Genomic DNA, 16,738 nt, shown 5'->3' on the forward strand with positions numbered 1-16,738 from the left:
TCCTCAATTTTATGAAAACAGGTCACAAATCTATATCCGTTCTCCTCGTTTTACTTTTTTTTAATGCTGTTTCCTACGCACAAGATGTGCTGAAATTTGTGAATCCTAACATCGGCACCGCACACAGCAGGTGGTTTTTTTACACCCCGGCTGCCGTACCTTATGGAATGGCAAAACTTGCACCATCTACAAATGGCAGTTATGGAAACCTGCAAGGCTGGGAGGCCGTTGGCTATGATACACGACATACGTCTATAGAAGGCTTTGTGCATTTTCATGAGTGGCAGGTTGGTGGGATCAGCTTTATGCCAACTGCGGGTGTACTCAAAACTGTTCCCGGAGCACTCGAAAAGCCCGGAAGCGGTTACCGCTCAAGTTTTTCAAGAAAAAATGAAATTGCAGAGCCCGGATACTATTCAGTAATTTTGGACGATTTTAAAATTAAAGCAGAACTTACTGCTACAAAGCGGGTTGGCTTTCATAGATATACCTTCCCGAAATCAGACAGTTCCAGGATTATGCTATCCATAGGAAATATCCAGGGCGAAAGCGGACCGGTAACAGATGCATCGGTAGAAATGATTGATGATACCCATTTTCAGGGCTATGTGATCACTTATCCGAAATATGTTAAAACCTATGATGAGGGCGGACGCGTAGCGATGTACTTTTTTGGGGAGCTTAATAAAAAGCCAGTGACAGTGGGTGCCCTGGCTAGAGAAGCCTCGATAGCGAATCAAAAATCATCAAAAGGAATTGGTGCAGGCTTATATTTAGGCTATAAAACTGTAGAAAAGGAAAGCATCGAAATTAAGGTTGGCCTTTCTTATACCTCCATTGCTAATGCAAAGCTCAACCTTAAAACTGAAGCCGGACACCTGGGTTTTGCTACTGCAAAAGCGGCTGCTCAAGACGAATGGAGTACTGCGCTGGGTAAACTCAAGGTATCAACCAACAATGTTGCCGCTAAAACAAAATTTTACACTGGCCTTTATCACGCACTTTTGGGAAGGGGAATCGCCAGCGATGTGAATGGTAATTTTCCAAGACACGATGGGACCATAGGTCAGTTGCCTAAAGATGCAAAGGGGAAATTCAGCTACAATTTTATGAATACTGATGCGATATGGGGTGGTTTCTGGAACCTTACCCAACTATGGGCACTTTCTTATCCTACCCATTATAGTGATTTTGTGCACACCCAGCTGGAAATTTATAAAGAACGTGGCTGGTTTGGTGATGGAATAGCCAATAGCAATTTCGTTTCCGGCGTGGGCACCAATTTCGTGGGTTTAGCCATCTCAGGGGCTTATCAGGCAGGCATTCGTGATTATGATTTGAATTTAGCCTATGAAGCCGTAATGGGAAATGAACTCGGTTATCAAAATCGTCTTGTAGGTTCTGGCAAAATGGACACCAAAAGTTTTATCACAAAGGGATATGTGCCTTTTTTAGATGCCGACAAAACTGATTCTACAGGATCTCATTTTTCAGGATCACATACACTTGAATACAGTTACAGTGCATTTGCGGCAGCACAATTTGCCAAAAGATTGGGCAAAACAACTGATTATCAGAAAATGATCCAACTGTCAGACGGTTGGAAAAACATATTCGACAGCGGGCTAAAGCTTGTGCACCCTAAAAAAGAGGATGGTACATTTATCAGCAAGTTTGACCCTTTAGAAGCCTGGCGTGGCTTTCAGGAAGGAAATGCCACACAATATACCTTTTATGTGCCGCAGAATCCTAAATCCCTAATTAGTGAGATCGGAGAAAAAACCTTTAATGTTAGGTTAAATGAAATTTTCGAAACCTCCAGAAAAAATGCTTTTGGCGGAGGCAAAACCATAGATGCATTCGCAGGCATACAGTCTCTTTACAATCATGGTAATCAACCAAACTTGCACATCAGCTGGCTATTTAATTATTCTTCAGCACCTTGGCTTACTCAAAAATGGACGAGAGCGATATGTGATGAGTTTTACGGAACCGAGAGCATACATGGTTATGGCTATGGCCAGGACGAAGATCAGGGCCAACTGGGTTCCTGGTATGTCATGTCATCGCTTGGACTCTTTGATGTAAAAGGATTGACGGATTTTAGGCCAACGATCCAGCTTGGAAGTCCTGTTTTTGACCAATCGGTCATTACACTGGGCAATGGAAAATTGCTGACCATAAAAGCCGAAAACAATTCAAATGAAAATGTTTTTGTGCAATCAGCTTCCTGGAACGGAAAGGTACTTAATCAGGCTTGGCTGTATCGCGATCTACTGATGCAGGGCGGAACGCTTATCCTGAAGATGGGAAATAAGCCTAATAAAAACTGGGGTGTAAAAGTGCCGCCTCCATCAGTTCAGTAAATCGGGGTAGATTCTAAAGTATATGAGAAAAATCATCTACATCCTGCTATTGCTTTTCTATGGCAGGGCTTATGCTCAAACTCCCATCTTAAAAAATATATATAAAGCCCGGGCCGGGGAGATGTTCACCAAAATTTGGACGCACTATCGCGTGGATGGTTTTCCAGGGCTTTTTAGTGAACATTATCCATCAGATACAACGGTTAATCTCGATTATTTTCAGGGAGCTAAGGTACAAGAAAAAAAAGTTAGCTTTTTGTGGCCTTTTTCCGGGATGTTCTCTGCCGCCAATGTGCTGGTTAAATATCCCGATTTAAGGACAAAATATACGCAGTATCTGGATTCACTGACGACAGGCGTTTTGGCCTATAGAGATACCTTGCGTACCCCATCAGGTTATCAGGCATACCCGGTAGCACTAGAAAAGGCAGATCGGTACTATGATGATAATGCATTGGTGTGCATCGATTACCTTGAAGCTTACTTTAATACAAAGGATATGCTTTACATCAGAAAAGCCAAAGAAGTATTCCGGTTCATCGAAAGCGGTTGGGACGAGCATCTGCAGGGCGGTGTCTATTGGCTCGAAGGCCACAAGGATCAGAAACCAGCCTGCAGTAATGGGATGGCCACCCTGGCGGCGCTAAAGCTCTATCAGGCGACTCACGAAAAGGTTTATTTAAGGTGGGGAAAACGATTTTACCATTGGATGCATTCCAGGCTTAGAAATCCCGGTGGCATTTATTACAATGATATTAAGATGGACGGTGCTCAGAATGCTACCTACTATACTTACAATACTGGTGCTATGCTAGAGGGGGCCGTACTCTTGTATCGTTTTACAGGCAATCGCACTTATCTCTCTGAGGCCCGGCTCGTCGCAAAAAACGCTTTCGGTTTTTTTTCAACCCGGGAAAATGGGGAATTCCGATTCAGGATTGATCTTCCCTGGTTTGTTACGGTTTTATTCAGGGGATATGAGGCATTATATAAGGTAGACCATAATCCAACCTATCTCAATGCAATAGCTTCAGAACTAGACCGCGCCTGGAAACTTTCTAAAGATCAATATGGGTTCTTAACCGCAAAATGGGCCACAGATAAAGAAAGTAAAGAAAAGCCAAAATGGCTGCTTGATGAAGCCTGTATCGCAGAACTTTACGGGCGGCTCGGATTGTTGAACATCAAATAATTAAATACAATGCATGAACATATCATTCTTGGAGCCGATATCGGCGGTTCTCACATCACTGCCGCTTTGGTCGATGTAAAGTCCGGTATTTTAATTCCTGGATCTACCAATCGGGCAAAAGTTGATTCGAAAGCAAGTCCGTCACATATTATACAAAGCTGGTGCAAGGTCATCGCCAAAAGTTTAAACAGCGCTGCACATTCAGGACGGGTTGCAATTGCCATGCCCGGCCCATTTGATTATGAAAAGGGCATCGCTTACATGAAAGGTATGGATAAGTATGATGCGCTTTATGGCATGGATATCCGGGAGCTGATGCTTGCTGAATTGGGGCAAATCATCATTGAAATACATTTCATCAACGACGCGGGATGTTTTTTACAAGGAGAACTCACACACGGAAAGGCCTCTGCATACAACAAAGTTATGGGATTTACATTAGGTACTGGCTTTGGTTCTGCCAAAGGTGTAGGTGGCAAAGCAACCGATGCCGATTATTGGCAATATCCTTTTATGGGAGGTATCTGTGAAAATTTCTTTTCATCCAGGTGGTTCACTGCTAAATATGCAGTATATTCAGGACTGGATACGCCTAACGTAAAACATTTGATCGAAGCAGCAGATACCGGAGGTGCCTTGCTGCAGTTATTTGACGAGTTCAGTATGAATTTTGGAATTTTTCTGAGCCAGATTTATAAAAAAGAGAATTTTGACTGCATCGTGTTAGGTGGGAACATCTCAAATGCCTGGACACTCTTTTTGCCTCAGCTTCTTTACTACCTGGACATTCGATCTGTTTCAGCTCCGGTATATATTTCCTCACAAGGCGAATCTGCTGCCTTAATTGGTGCAGCCTGCAGTATTTGATGATCAAAAATGACACAATAGGCATGTTTAGCCAGGTGTAGCTATCTAAATGAAAAGTCTGGGTGGATAAACAAATAAAGATTGGGCCCTTTCCAGCAGAAACAAATTTGTTGTAAATTATTAGGTGTCTTTCTATTATTGTTTGGCGGGTAAAATGAATTGATTTTTCCAGGTTGTGTCTAAAACTTCTAATCCTCAAAATGTCAGGTTTTTTCGTTTAAAGTTTCCCGGTTATGATTTTTTGAAAATGTTATAATAATACTATTAAAGTCGGATTAGTATAAAAAAAAGTCTTTTCATTATAAAGATCTACATGTCTCTACTGATAAATTTGTTTTTATTAGATCATGCTAACCAACGTATATGAACCGTAGAAAACTTATTCAAAGCCTTGCCCTTGGTTTACCAGTTTTATTCCTTTCCAATAAACTTTCTGCATTCTCAAGTGAGAATGAAGCTGCAAAACAATTTGTGGAGAAAATTTTAGCCGGACCTTTTTCTCCTACCTGGGAATCGCTCGCTAAATATCAGACCCCTGATTGGTTTAGAGATGCAAAATTTGGAATGTGGGCACATTGGGGCCCGCAATGTCAGCCGGAAGCAGGTGACTGGTATGCAAGGGACATGTACATGGAGGGAAACTGGAAATACAAATACCATGTTGAAAAATATGGACATCCCTCTAAATTTGGTTTTAAAGACGTTATCAATATTTGGAAGGCAGAAAAGTGGGATCCGGAAGCATTGGTTTCTTTATATAAAAGCGTAGGTGCCAAATATTTTATGGCGCTCGCCAATCATCACGATAATTTAGATCTTTACGATAGCAAATACCAGAAAAACTGGAACTCGGTAAAACAGGGCCCTAAAAAAGATATCATTGGTGGATGGGCTGCCGCGGCAAAAAAACATGGTCTTCCATTTGCAGTAAGTGTTCATGCGGCGCATAGCTGGAGCTGGTTTGAAACCGCTCAGCGATCTGATAAAACCGGGCCATTGGCTGGTGTACCCTATGACGGAAAATTAACCAAAAAGGATGGTAAGGGCAAATGGTGGGATGGACTTGATCCACAGGAACTTTACGCCCAAAATCATGAACTAAGTAAAAACAGCGAAGATGATGGGATGATCCATAAACAATGGCATTGGGGTAATGGTGTAACACCCCCTACAAAGACATATATCGACAAATTTTTTAACCGGACAATTGATTTGATCAATAAATATAATCCAGACATGATTTATTTTGATGATTCACAATTTCCAATGTGGCCCATTAGCGATGCAGGTTTGAAAATTGCTGCACACATGTATAATAAAATTATTAAAGATAAAGGTAAACTGACCGCAGTAATTACGGGTAAAATACTTACTGAAGAGCAGCGTAAAGCCATGGTATGGGATATTGAACGTGGGCAGAGCAATAGCATTGAACCACTCCCCTGGCAAACTGATACCTGCATAGGTGACTGGCATTATGATAGAGGTATTTACAATAGAAATGCTTATAAAACGCCTAAGACAATTATCCATACATTGGTTGATGTGGTGAGCAAGAATGGCAACCTCATGTTGAATATTCCTGTTCGTGGTGATGGTTCAATTGATGAGTTGGAGCGTCAAATCGTTGAGGAAATCGGCGTCTGGATGAATGCCAATGGAGATAGCATCTACGGCACCAGGCCATGGAAAATATTTGGAGAGGGGCCTGCGCAAAAGCAAGCTGCAGCATTAAGCGCACAAGGATTTAACGAGGGTAAAGGCAAACCTTTCAGTCAGGAAGACATACGCTTTACTGCAAAAGGTAAAACAATTTTTGCTACAGTAATGGCATGGCCAACAAATGGATCGGTTCTTATCACCAGCCTGCAAGCAGACAGTTCATATTATCCTGGAAAAATAAATAGTGTACAATTGGTAGCAACAGGGCAGGAGCTGAAGTTTGAAAGAAATGCAGAGGGCCTTAGAGTGTACTTTCCTGATGCAGCACCTGCAGCTTCTTATGCAAATCCGTTAAGAATTGTTTAATATGGCTCCTATTAGCAGTACAATTGGTGGTTATAAAGGTGAAATTGCAGGCTTATTTTTATCTGTTTTTTAGGTTTTAAACCAATCTTTTCACATTTTATATCTCTCATTTTAAGATGGTACAACAATTACAATAAATTAGAATGTTAAAATGAAATCCTTCAGGCTCATTTAGTATTCATTTTGTTAGAAAATATCCTTTAACACGCTTTGAACTATGAAAAAATATGCACTTGCACTTGATCTTATAGATGATGCTAAACTTATTGCTGAGTATGAAGCATACCATAAGCAGAGCTGGCCAGAAATAACAGATAGTATTATTGATGCTGGAATTTTAAAAATGGAAATCTTTAGGATTTCAAACCGACTCTTTATGTTGATGGAGACGACTGATGATTTTACTTTTTCCCGCAAGCAACAAATGGATCAAAACAATGAAAAAGTTCAGCTTTGGGAAGAATTGATGTGGAAGTTTCAACAACCTCTGCCCTTTGCAGGTGAAGGAGAAAAGTGGGTTTTAATGGAAAAAATATTTGAGCTGGATAGTGCCGAAAATAGTACAATATAATTTATTGAGCAAACAATTGAAACCACCCAGAAGCCATAATTTATATTTGTAACAAGTTTCTATGTAATATCTGCCAATCAGAAGCCTGCCGGCGTATTGATTGCTAAGCCCGTTTTCCTGGCTGCTGAGTTCTGCTCCATTCAATGATAAATACCATTCTACGGATAACTGAGCTGATTTTTATTAAGAAAGCTAAGCTAATCAGAAATCATTTTAAAAAAATGGCAGGAACATAATGCGCTTGGCCACATTATTGTCAATCTGTATTCGCTAGAGTCTAAAACAAAATTATTAAGGAATTACAAATGGATTAATTTTGTTGGCTAATATTGTATTGACATTAGTGTATTAAGTTTATCTCCCTAACCAAGTATTCCATATGATGATTGTCTTCAGAATGTTTTTTTCATTTTGTCTGATAACAGTTAATTTCCAATGGGTTGTTGCTCAGTCGGCAAATGATCTTGCCACAAGCAAAAGATGGGGAGCTGTCAAAAATTATACGATAGCTACCGGACTCCCGTCAAAGGGCACTACAGCTACAATCAAGGATAGGAGGGGATTTATATGGGTTGGAACCCAGAATGGCCTCTGCCGTTTTGATGGCTTCAATTTTAAAGTTTTTTCCAGCAAAACCGGTGATCGCAGTTCGATATCAAATAATTATATCAATGCATTATGTGAGGATCATCAAGGGAGGATATGGGTGGGCACCATGGAAGGACTCAATTTGTTCGATCCGCTTTCCGAAACTTTTCAAAGATTTGTCCACAATGACATTAAGCCTGGTTCCCTAAGTAACAATAAAGTGTGGTCCGTTTTATGTGATAGAAAAGGAGTGGTTTGGATCGGAACGGATGATGGATTTAATCAGTATTTGCCTAATACTAATGAATTTCAGATATATAGGCCAGATTCCTCTAAAAAGAGCGCGATGGTTGGCAAATCCGTAAACGCCATTATTGAAGATGATAGAGATAACCTGTGGTTGGGCAATTGGAGTGGGGGATTGAATAGGTTTGAAAAAAAAAGGAAGCTGTTTACCAACTTCCCTCAGGATCATACAGCAGCGAAAAAAAACCCTAACGATATCTGGTCATTGTGTTACGCACCAAATGGAAGTATCTGGGTAGGGACATACTGGAACGGACTTTTCAACTTCAATCCAAAAAGTGGAAAATTCTCTAAAATCGAGCATCCTGGAAACAATAACAACTCCATTCTTAGCATCATTGCTGCAGATAAGGAGTCTCTTGTCATTGGAGTAGGCAATGGTTTTTATTTTTATAATACGTCACTGAACCAATGGGGCAAGATTGCTGGCATTCAAAATTACATTTCTGGCGACATATATAAAGATCGGGATAGCATTTTGTGGATTAATGCACGCAATGGACTTTACAAGATAGATCATCAGCGCTATAAATTTGCCCTTAAACCTTTACCCTATAAAGGTAAAACAATGAACAGCATGCTTATCCACAAATCAGTCATCTGGTTTGGAACCGATAGCGGTCTTTTTAGACTTGATAAGAAATCTGGAAGATCAAGAATATTTACAAAAAACCAGGCAAATAGTAGTTTAAACAGCAATAATATCAGTAAACTTTATCTCGACAGCGAGGGGATGCTATGGATATTAACAGAAAATGGTTTTGATAGTTATGAGGAGCGTACAGACCGGTTCACTCACCATTATCATCATTCTTCTATCGGAACCCTATTTAATGAGGATGTTTTCAGGGATATTCTGGAAGTTGATAAAGGAGTCTATGTTTTAGCAACAGATGCAGGTATCAAGATCTATGACCGTAAGAAAAACCAATATCAGCATTTTTATAACCAGCCCAAAAATCATTTGTCGATAAACAATAATCATACCTATAACTTGTCTATGGCCCCTGATGGAAAGATTTGGATCGGTACTTATGGAGGGGGCATAAATATTTTTGACAGAAAGGTTGGGAAATTCCAGGCTATCACAACCCAAAACGGATTGAGCAGCAATGTAATCAACGAAATCTTTACAGACTCGAAAAAAAATATCTGGATATGTACACCAGACGGATTAAATAAATATGATTCCAGCAGTCGACGGTTGTATATTTATTCTCAAAAAGACGGTTTCTCCAGCAATATTTTCAAGGATATCACCGAAGATAATGAGGGTACGATGTGGTTGATTACCGAAAACGGAATATCAAGTTTAGCTCCATTCACTAATCAGGTAAGAAATTTTGACGAGGCGGATGGGTTTTTAGTTAATTCGATCCTGGAGCGTGATGGATCCTCTATCATGATCGCCGGAAGCAAAGGTTATATGTCTTTTGACCCAAGACAAGTTAAGTTAAATCAGAATGGCCTTAAAGTATACATTACAGATTTTATGTTGTTTAATAAATCTGTTTTACCTAGTACCACAGGCCCTTTAAAAGAAAATATCAATGCCGCAAAAGAAATCGTACTTGAGCATGATCAGAGTGTTTTCTCTGTTGACTTTGTTGCCCTTAACTATGCCGATCCCTCAAAAATTGAATATGCTTACCGATTGGTTGGCTTTGATAAAAAATGGAATGAGGTTGGCACGCAGCGTAAGGCGACTTATACCAATTTAAATCCGGGGACCTATCGCTTTGAGGTAAAGGCCTCAAATAGTGACCGGATATGGAACAGGGAGGCAACTACTTTGATCATCAGGATCAGATCACCATGGTACTTCACCTGGTGGGCTTATCTGCTGTATGCTTCATTAACCCTGTTGGTCACCTGTCTTTATATTTCTTATCGGCGAAAACAGGAAAAACTAAAATATGAGATAAAAATTGCCCAAATGGAAAGTGAAAAGGAGAAGGAACTCAATGAAAAGAGATCTGCCTTTTTTACCAACATTTCACATGAATTCAGAACACCGCTCACCTTGATCATTAATCCGGTGAAGGACCTTCTCCATCAAGATAGCCGATACTTAGATACACGTAGTATGAATATCGTTTACCGGAATGCTAAGCGGTTATTAAGCCTCGTAGATCAATTGTTGCGCTACAGCAAGGCAGATGCTCAAGGGGATATATTGAAAATATCAAAGCTTAATATTGTTGATCTGGTTAAAGAGGTTTTCCTTTGTTTTGACCATCAGGCAAAATCAAATAATATCAATTATGGTTTCCATACCTCATCGGAGGTCATTCAGATCTATGCTGATAGGGAAAAACTTGAAATTGTTATTTTTAATCTGCTTTCAAACGCATTTAAGTTCACACCTGAGGGTGGAAGAATAGCCCTGGATATAAAGGAAAATGATGCAGATGTCAGTATTGAAGTTAAAGATTCAGGATGTGGCATCAGCGCAGAGTCACAGGATAAGATTTTCAATAGATTCTATCAGGAACATGCTAAAAACCGATCTTTTGGAGGTGGTTTTGGAATCGGACTTTATTTGGTTAAAAACTTTGTAGAGTTGCATGGCGGAAAGATAAACTGCCTGAGTGATGGGCATTCGGGTACAACATTTCATATTCAGATCTTAAAAGGTGATGCAAATATCAATTCTTCAATTGATACTGATCCTGAGCAAAGTCCCGGGTTTTTAAATGAAATTGATCAGCATGATTTGGGAATTACCGCTACTGACAGCAAAGAATTGCAACTCATCGACTCGGTTTCAGAAGAGAGAAAAACCATTCTTATCATTGATGATAATGAAGAAATTGCCCATTATCTTCGCGAAATTTTTGCTAAACAATATCACATTCTGCAAGCTTGGAATGGCGAGAGCGGTTTATCTATTATTCGTGAGCTCCTGCCTGATGTAGTAATCAGTGATGTGATGATGGGTGGGATAGGAGGAATTGAACTTTGCCAGGTAGTAAAAGAAGACGAATCTATTCGCCACATCCCCATAGTGCTGCTCACAGCAAGTACTTCAGAAGAGGTTAAATTAAAGGGAATCGAAAGTGGCGCCGATGACTTCATCAGTAAACCGTTTGATAAGGATCTGTTGATGGCCAGGATTGCCGGTATCCTCAAAAGCAAGAACAGCCTGCAAAAATATTTCTATAGTGAAATTACGCTGAACCCGAACAGCCTAAAGATATCTGTGGAGTACAAAGACTTTTTAAAGAACTGTATAAATATTGTCGAAAAACATATTGACGATCCTGATTTTAATATCAAAATATTAGCAGAAGAATTAGGAATGTCCAGGGAGAATCTTTTCAAGAGGATCAAATCCATCTCCGGGCATTCATCCAGTAGCTTCATCCGTTTCATCCGTTTGCGAAAGGCTGCTGAAATTTTTATTACCACCGATAATACTATTAGGCAAACCATGTACATAGTTGGAATGAACGATATTAAATATTTTAGGGAACAATTTAAAAAAGTATTTATGATGAATCCTTCGGAATACATTAAAAAATACAGAAAAATCTTTTCAAAAAACCTTTAGGTTAATCATGATCTCAAGCACAGGAAACCATAGTGTAGGTTTACTTATTGTAGCTTTCTCTGGATTTTATCCTTTTGTATAAAATGATAAGGCTGATCAAATAGTGTGCATATTGCCTTTCTTTTAGCACGTCAAAGGATCAATAACCCCTTTTGCCCCTCCAATTTTACCTGTTACCCCCCCATTCATGGTTTGAAATTGGCCGACTTTAGTAATTAATTATAAATGCTGGTCATTTGGATTTTGCGGTCTGTTTGATTCTGATATCCCCGCTTGGTAAACAATGGTCTGATTATCCTTTCTGATAAAGGTACTCCGGAGACAAACACAAGGAAAGGCATGTCATTACAAGACCGCTTATCAAATTATCAATAACAGATTAAAGGCAATATGACAATGAATAAACGGCTCATCAGGCATTCTTTCCAGTTGCTGAACGTCGATTATGTGAAGCTTGGAAGCAAATGGAACTTTAAAAATGTAATCAGCCCTTATTATAGGTTGTACTATATTGATGAAGGTGAAGGTATGATATCAGGTCCAAACGGGTCAATTAATTTAAGCCCTGGTTATCTCTACCTCATTCCCAGCTTTACACTTTGCAACCTCTATTGTGAATGTTTTTTAAGTCAGTATTTCGTTCAGTTTTTTGAAGATTCTGCAGATGGGATATCGTTGTTTTCCAATTGCATGGAAAGTTTGCAGGTTGAAGCAAATGCTAATGATATCGCCAATTTTAAGAGACTGATCTCTATTAATCCAGGGAGGGGCATCAACCGGTCCAATGATCCAATGGTGTATGAAAAAGATATTTATTACAAAGAATACACCGAATTGAATAATCTTCAGAATATTGCTGTACAATACGAAACACAGGGGATTCTTTTACAGCTGATCTCCAGATTCTTAAAACCGGAAATATTTCATAAAGACAAAATTGTTGTCAAACCTTCAGTAGTAATGGATACTATCGGTTATATACAGATTAATCTTCGGGAACCACTTAAAGTAAGTCATCTGGCTGATAGGGCAAATTTAAATACAGATTATTTTTCAAGGCTCTTTCACCGTTACACAGGTCAAAGCCCGGTAAACTATATCCTGCAAAAAAGAATAGAACGGGCCCAGTATCTTATTATTACTACTAAAAAGCAGCAGGAGGAAATTGCCGAACTGACTGGATTTGAAAATGTCCATTATTTCTCCAGGGTTTTTAAGAAACTTACCGGCTTAACGCCGGGGGCTTACAGAGCCCAAAATAAGATAATGAATTTTATTGATTAATATCTTGGGATAAAGGCACATAATGTTCTGTAAAGCATGATGTCAAAATAAAGATGATTTATATTGAAAAGTCGGAAAAGTATAAAAAGAAGTCTGTTTATAATAAATCATGTCATCGGTTTTGATTTTATATTTGGTTACATTCTTTAGTCGACTTTTAAAGTATGTATAACCAGATATTTAAGGGAAACAGTATTTCCGGTAAAATAAAATTTTTTGAATACCCATGGCAATATTGCTTAATATGATATACATCATGTTGTAGCTTGATGGGTATAAAAATACTAACGAAAACAAAATTATGAGAAAACTATACTAGCTCTATCTGCTACCTGAAGTAGCCCATTACAACTGTTTGCTTTTCCTTATTTCAGCCCTGTACAATCTCTGGGTAATGGAATTGCCTTGACTTTATTTTCATAATTAAAGGCTAAAAATGAAAACAGATCATAATTCACTGAATGTTTGGTACAGGAAATTGCTGCTTACAGATGGAAGAGATATGTTTCAGTCCGTTCAGATTCGAAAAAAAACTGTACGGTACCTGATGTATCAAAAAAAGAGTTGATAATGACTAAAAGATCAATATGGAGATTAGGCTTATTCCGTGTTGTCCATTACTCATTAGACCTTAAGAAAGGAGTATTATAGCTTAACTGAATATTCCTAATAGTGGGCCATCATGATGATGCTATTGGAGTATTCCAACTATTGTAACTAACCAATTAACCAAATAATAAACTAAATGAATGTGAATACTTTACTTAAGTATGTTGCTATGAAGCGACGGACAGACTCTTTTTTAGATTCAAAGAACAGAGCAGGAATCAATCTGTGTTACATCCCTTTTCTAATTTTAGGATTTTGCATACCACAGAGTTCCTTCTCTAAGGCGACAGTTTACAGCCCCTTATCCCGTATTCATCCTTTTCGGGATGAAATTGTGGTTAAAGGAACCGTTAGAGATGCCCAGGGGCCACTGCCAGGTGCGACGGTTACGCTAAAGTTCGCCAAAATCGGTGTACAGGTAGATAACGACGGAAAATATAGCCTTAAGGTCCCTGCCAATGGTACCCTGGTCTTTAGTATGGTTGGTTATAAGACCAAAGAAATAGAAATAAAAGGGGAAAGCAGTATCAATGTAGTACTGGAGTCGCTGAATGATCTGGATGAGGTAGCCGTAGTTGCATTTGGTACGCAAAAGAAATCAAGCATGATCAGTGCAATTACCACCATTAACCCAAAAGACCTAAAGGTTCCATCCAGCAACCTGACCACTGCCTTAGCAGGTAAACTGGCAGGTGTGATCGCATATCAGCGAAGTGGAGAGCCTGGACAGGACAATGCATCTTTCTTTATCAGGGGCGTGACCACTTTTGGGTATAAAAAAGATCCGCTGATATTAATAGATGGAATTGAGGTTACCTCTACAGATCTGGCCAGAATGCAACCAGATGATATAGCCAGTTTTTCCATCATGAAAGATGCTACAGCCACTTCGCTTTATGGAGCGAGAGGAGCAAATGGTGTAATCCTGATTGTTACCAAGACAGGTGAGGAAGGAAAAGCAAAAATACAGGTCCGGTTTGAAAATTCAACATCGGAAAATACCAGAAACCTGGATTTTGCAGATCCTGTTACCTATATGAAACTGGCGAACGAAGCGGTTATTACCCGTAATCCATTGGGCATACTACCATACGCTCAAAACAAAATCGATCAGACCGCATTGGGTGCTAATCCCAATATATACCCTGCAAATGACTGGCGGAAAATGTTGTTGAAGGACAGAACCAATAATCAGCGTATGAATTTTAGCACCAATGGTGGTGGCAAAATCGCTCGTTATTATATAGCAGGAACCTATAATAATGACAATGGTCTCCTTAAAGTTGATGAGCGTAATAACTTTAACAGTAATATCAGTCTCAAATCTTATCAGTTACGATCGAACATCAATATCAACATGACCAAAACTACCGAGGTCATTGTCCGTTTGGCAGGAAGTTTTGACGATTATACAGGGCCGATAGATGGCGGAAGCGGGTTGTATACGAAAATTATGAGAAGTAATCCTGTTTTATTTCCGGCTTATTATCCGGCAAATCAAATGCCTAAAACAAATCATATCCTGTTTGGTAATTCCGGTAGCGGGCTGCTGATCAATCCCTATGCAGACCTGGTTAAAGGTTACCGAGACTACTCAAGATCGCTGATGAATGCACAGTTTGAGGTGAAACAGGATCTTGCATTTATCACTCAGGGCCTTTCGGCAAGGGGGATGTTCAATACATCACGTTATTCTTATTTTGATGTCAGCCGAAACTACAACCCGTTTTATTATACAGCTAGCGGATACAATAGTTTGCGGGATACATACGGTTTGACGTTGTTGAACGAGGGGACGGCAACTGAGTACCTGAATTATAGTGAGGGTGCGAAAGATATCAATACTACGACCTATATGGAGGCTGCAGTGAATTACGTAAAGCAGATTTCAAAAGTTAATGATATAACTGCTTTGCTGGTTTACCAAAGAAGACAACAGCTTTTTGCAAACAGTGGTACCTTACAAAAATCTTTGCCTTACCGCAATCAGGGAGTATCCGGACGTTTTACCTACGGTTATGACAACCGTTACCTGGCTGAACTAAGCTTTGGATATAATGGATCTGAGCGTTTTTTCAAAACCGAAAGATATGGGTTTTTTCCAGCGCTAGGGCTTGGATGGCAGGTATCCAATGAAAAGTTCTGGAAACCGATAAGTACTGTTATCAGTAAATTAAGATTGAAAGCAACCTATGGAATAGTTGGAAATGATGCTATCGGATCGCCGGAAGACCGTTTCTTTTATCTCTCGGAAGTTAATTTATCTGATGGAGGTAAAGGGGCTAGTTTTGGCGAGCAGTTTGGCTATTTCAGACCAGGCATAACCGTCAACCGTTATGATAATGCTTTTATCACATGGGAAAGAGCAAAGAAATTCAATTTTGGCACTGAGTTAACCTTATTTAACGATTTCAATTTACAGGTTGATCTTTTCTCCGAAACCAGAGATAACATTCTGATGGAGCGTGCTGCTATTCCCAGTACTATGGGGCTTGCTGCTTCCATCAAAGCAAATACTGGTAAGGCAAAAGCAAATGGGGTGGATGTTTCTGCCGATTATAGCAAAAACTTTAATTCTTCTTTATGGCTCCGTCTGCACGGAAACTTTACCTATGCACACAGTGAGTTTTTACAATTTGAGGAGCCTCAATACAAAGAGAGCTATCTTTCCCGGATCGGGCAATCGCTTAACCAGACTTATGGCTTAATTGCAGAGCGGTTATTTATTGATCAGTATGATGTGGCCAATTCTCCAAAACAAACCTTTGGAGAATACGCTGCGGGCGATATCAAGTACAGGGATGTAAACGGTGATGGCCAGATTACAGACCTTGACAGAGTGCCTATTGGCCTACCTACTGTTCCGGAGATCATTTATGGATTTGGTTTCTCTACAGGATATAAAAACTTTGATCTATCGGTTTTTTTCCAGGGGTCTGCCCGTTCATCATTCTGGATCGATACCAGAGCCACAGCTCCATTTGTGCCTTATAATTACCCAGGGGAATCATTGGGCGGTACACAAAATGCATTGATCAAGGCTTATGCCGACGATCATTGGTCTGAAGACAACCAGAACCTCTATGCACTTTGGCCTCGTTTGAGCGACAGTCAGAACAATAATAATGTGCAGACCAACACCTGGTTTATGCGCAATGGTTCATTTTTACGGTTGAAATCTGCTGAAGTGGGTTATTCCATTCCTAAGAAAATAATCAATAGGGTTAAATTAAGCAATGCACGGTTTTACGTGAGCGGGACTAATTTGCTGAGCTTTAGTGGATTTAAGTTATGGGATATTGAAATGGGGGGCAACGGTTTAGGTTACCCGGTACAGAGAGTTTACAATGTGGGTATACAAATAGGATTTTAAT

At 39.6% G+C, this 16,738-nt stretch carries 8 protein-coding genes; all 8 read left to right on the top strand.

Going from position 1 to position 16,738, the window contains the following annotated elements:
- Positions 1-11 precede the first annotated feature (11 nt).
- The 8 genes from FFJ24_RS03440 (at position 12) to FFJ24_RS03475 (ending at position 16,737) form a co-directional block, all read left to right on the top strand.
- Entirely contained in the window at positions 12-2,366 is a 2,355-nt protein-coding gene (locus FFJ24_RS03440; RefSeq protein WP_138822578.1) for a GH92 family glycosyl hydrolase, read from the top strand.
- A gap of 22 nt (positions 2,367-2,388) precedes the next feature.
- Complete coding sequence (locus tag FFJ24_RS03445) at positions 2,389-3,558, top strand: glycoside hydrolase family 76 protein (RefSeq protein WP_138822580.1); 1,170 nt, start codon at positions 2,389-2,391, stop codon at positions 3,556-3,558.
- A 9-nt stretch (positions 3,559-3,567) separates the two neighbouring features.
- The gene (locus tag FFJ24_RS03450; protein ID WP_138822582.1) at positions 3,568-4,425 is read left to right on the top strand and encodes an ROK family protein; all 858 of its coding nucleotides are present in this window, start codon (positions 3,568-3,570) and stop codon (positions 4,423-4,425) included.
- A gap of 363 nt (positions 4,426-4,788) precedes the next feature.
- The gene (locus tag FFJ24_RS03455) at positions 4,789-6,453 is read left to right on the top strand and encodes an alpha-L-fucosidase (RefSeq protein WP_138822584.1); all 1,665 of its coding nucleotides are present in this window, start codon (positions 4,789-4,791) and stop codon (positions 6,451-6,453) included.
- A 217-nt stretch (positions 6,454-6,670) separates the two neighbouring features.
- Positions 6,671-7,024, top strand: a complete 354-nt coding sequence (locus FFJ24_RS03460; RefSeq protein WP_138822586.1) for an L-rhamnose mutarotase — start codon at positions 6,671-6,673, stop codon at positions 7,022-7,024.
- 379 nt (positions 7,025-7,403) lie between these two features.
- A complete protein-coding gene (locus FFJ24_RS03465) occupies positions 7,404-11,471 on the top strand; it encodes a two-component regulator propeller domain-containing protein (protein WP_138822588.1) in 4,068 nt (1,355 codons plus the stop codon).
- A gap of 396 nt (positions 11,472-11,867) precedes the next feature.
- Positions 11,868-12,755 (top strand): helix-turn-helix domain-containing protein, encoded by an 888-nt coding sequence (locus FFJ24_RS03470; protein WP_138822590.1) that lies wholly within the window; start codon positions 11,868-11,870, stop codon positions 12,753-12,755.
- A gap of 751 nt (positions 12,756-13,506) precedes the next feature.
- On the top strand, positions 13,507-16,737 hold the full coding sequence (locus FFJ24_RS03475) for a TonB-dependent receptor (protein WP_246862731.1): 3,231 nt from the start codon (positions 13,507-13,509) through the stop codon (positions 16,735-16,737).
- The last annotated feature ends 1 nt before the right edge of the window (position 16,738 follow it).

The organism is Pedobacter sp. KBS0701 (genome assembly GCF_005938645.2).
Taxonomy (GTDB): Bacteria; Bacteroidota; Bacteroidia; order Sphingobacteriales; family Sphingobacteriaceae; genus Pedobacter.

Bases quoted from the DNA above. Each gene is read 5' to 3' on its own strand.
- FFJ24_RS03445 (WP_138822580.1), top strand. From the start codon at position 2,389: ATGAGAAAAATCATCTACATCCTGCTATTGCTTTTCTATGGCAGGGCT.
- FFJ24_RS03440 (WP_138822578.1), top strand. From the start codon at position 12: ATGAAAACAGGTCACAAATCTATATCCGTTCTCCTCGTTTTACTTTTT.
- FFJ24_RS03470 (WP_138822590.1), top strand. From the start codon at position 11,868: ATGAATAAACGGCTCATCAGGCATTCTTTCCAGTTGCTGAACGTCGAT.
- FFJ24_RS03465 (WP_138822588.1), top strand. From the start codon at position 7,404: ATGATGATTGTCTTCAGAATGTTTTTTTCATTTTGTCTGATAACAGTT.
- FFJ24_RS03460 (WP_138822586.1), top strand. From the start codon at position 6,671: ATGAAAAAATATGCACTTGCACTTGATCTTATAGATGATGCTAAACTT.
- FFJ24_RS03455 (WP_138822584.1), top strand. From the start codon at position 4,789: ATGAACCGTAGAAAACTTATTCAAAGCCTTGCCCTTGGTTTACCAGTT.
- FFJ24_RS03450 (WP_138822582.1), top strand. From the start codon at position 3,568: ATGCATGAACATATCATTCTTGGAGCCGATATCGGCGGTTCTCACATC.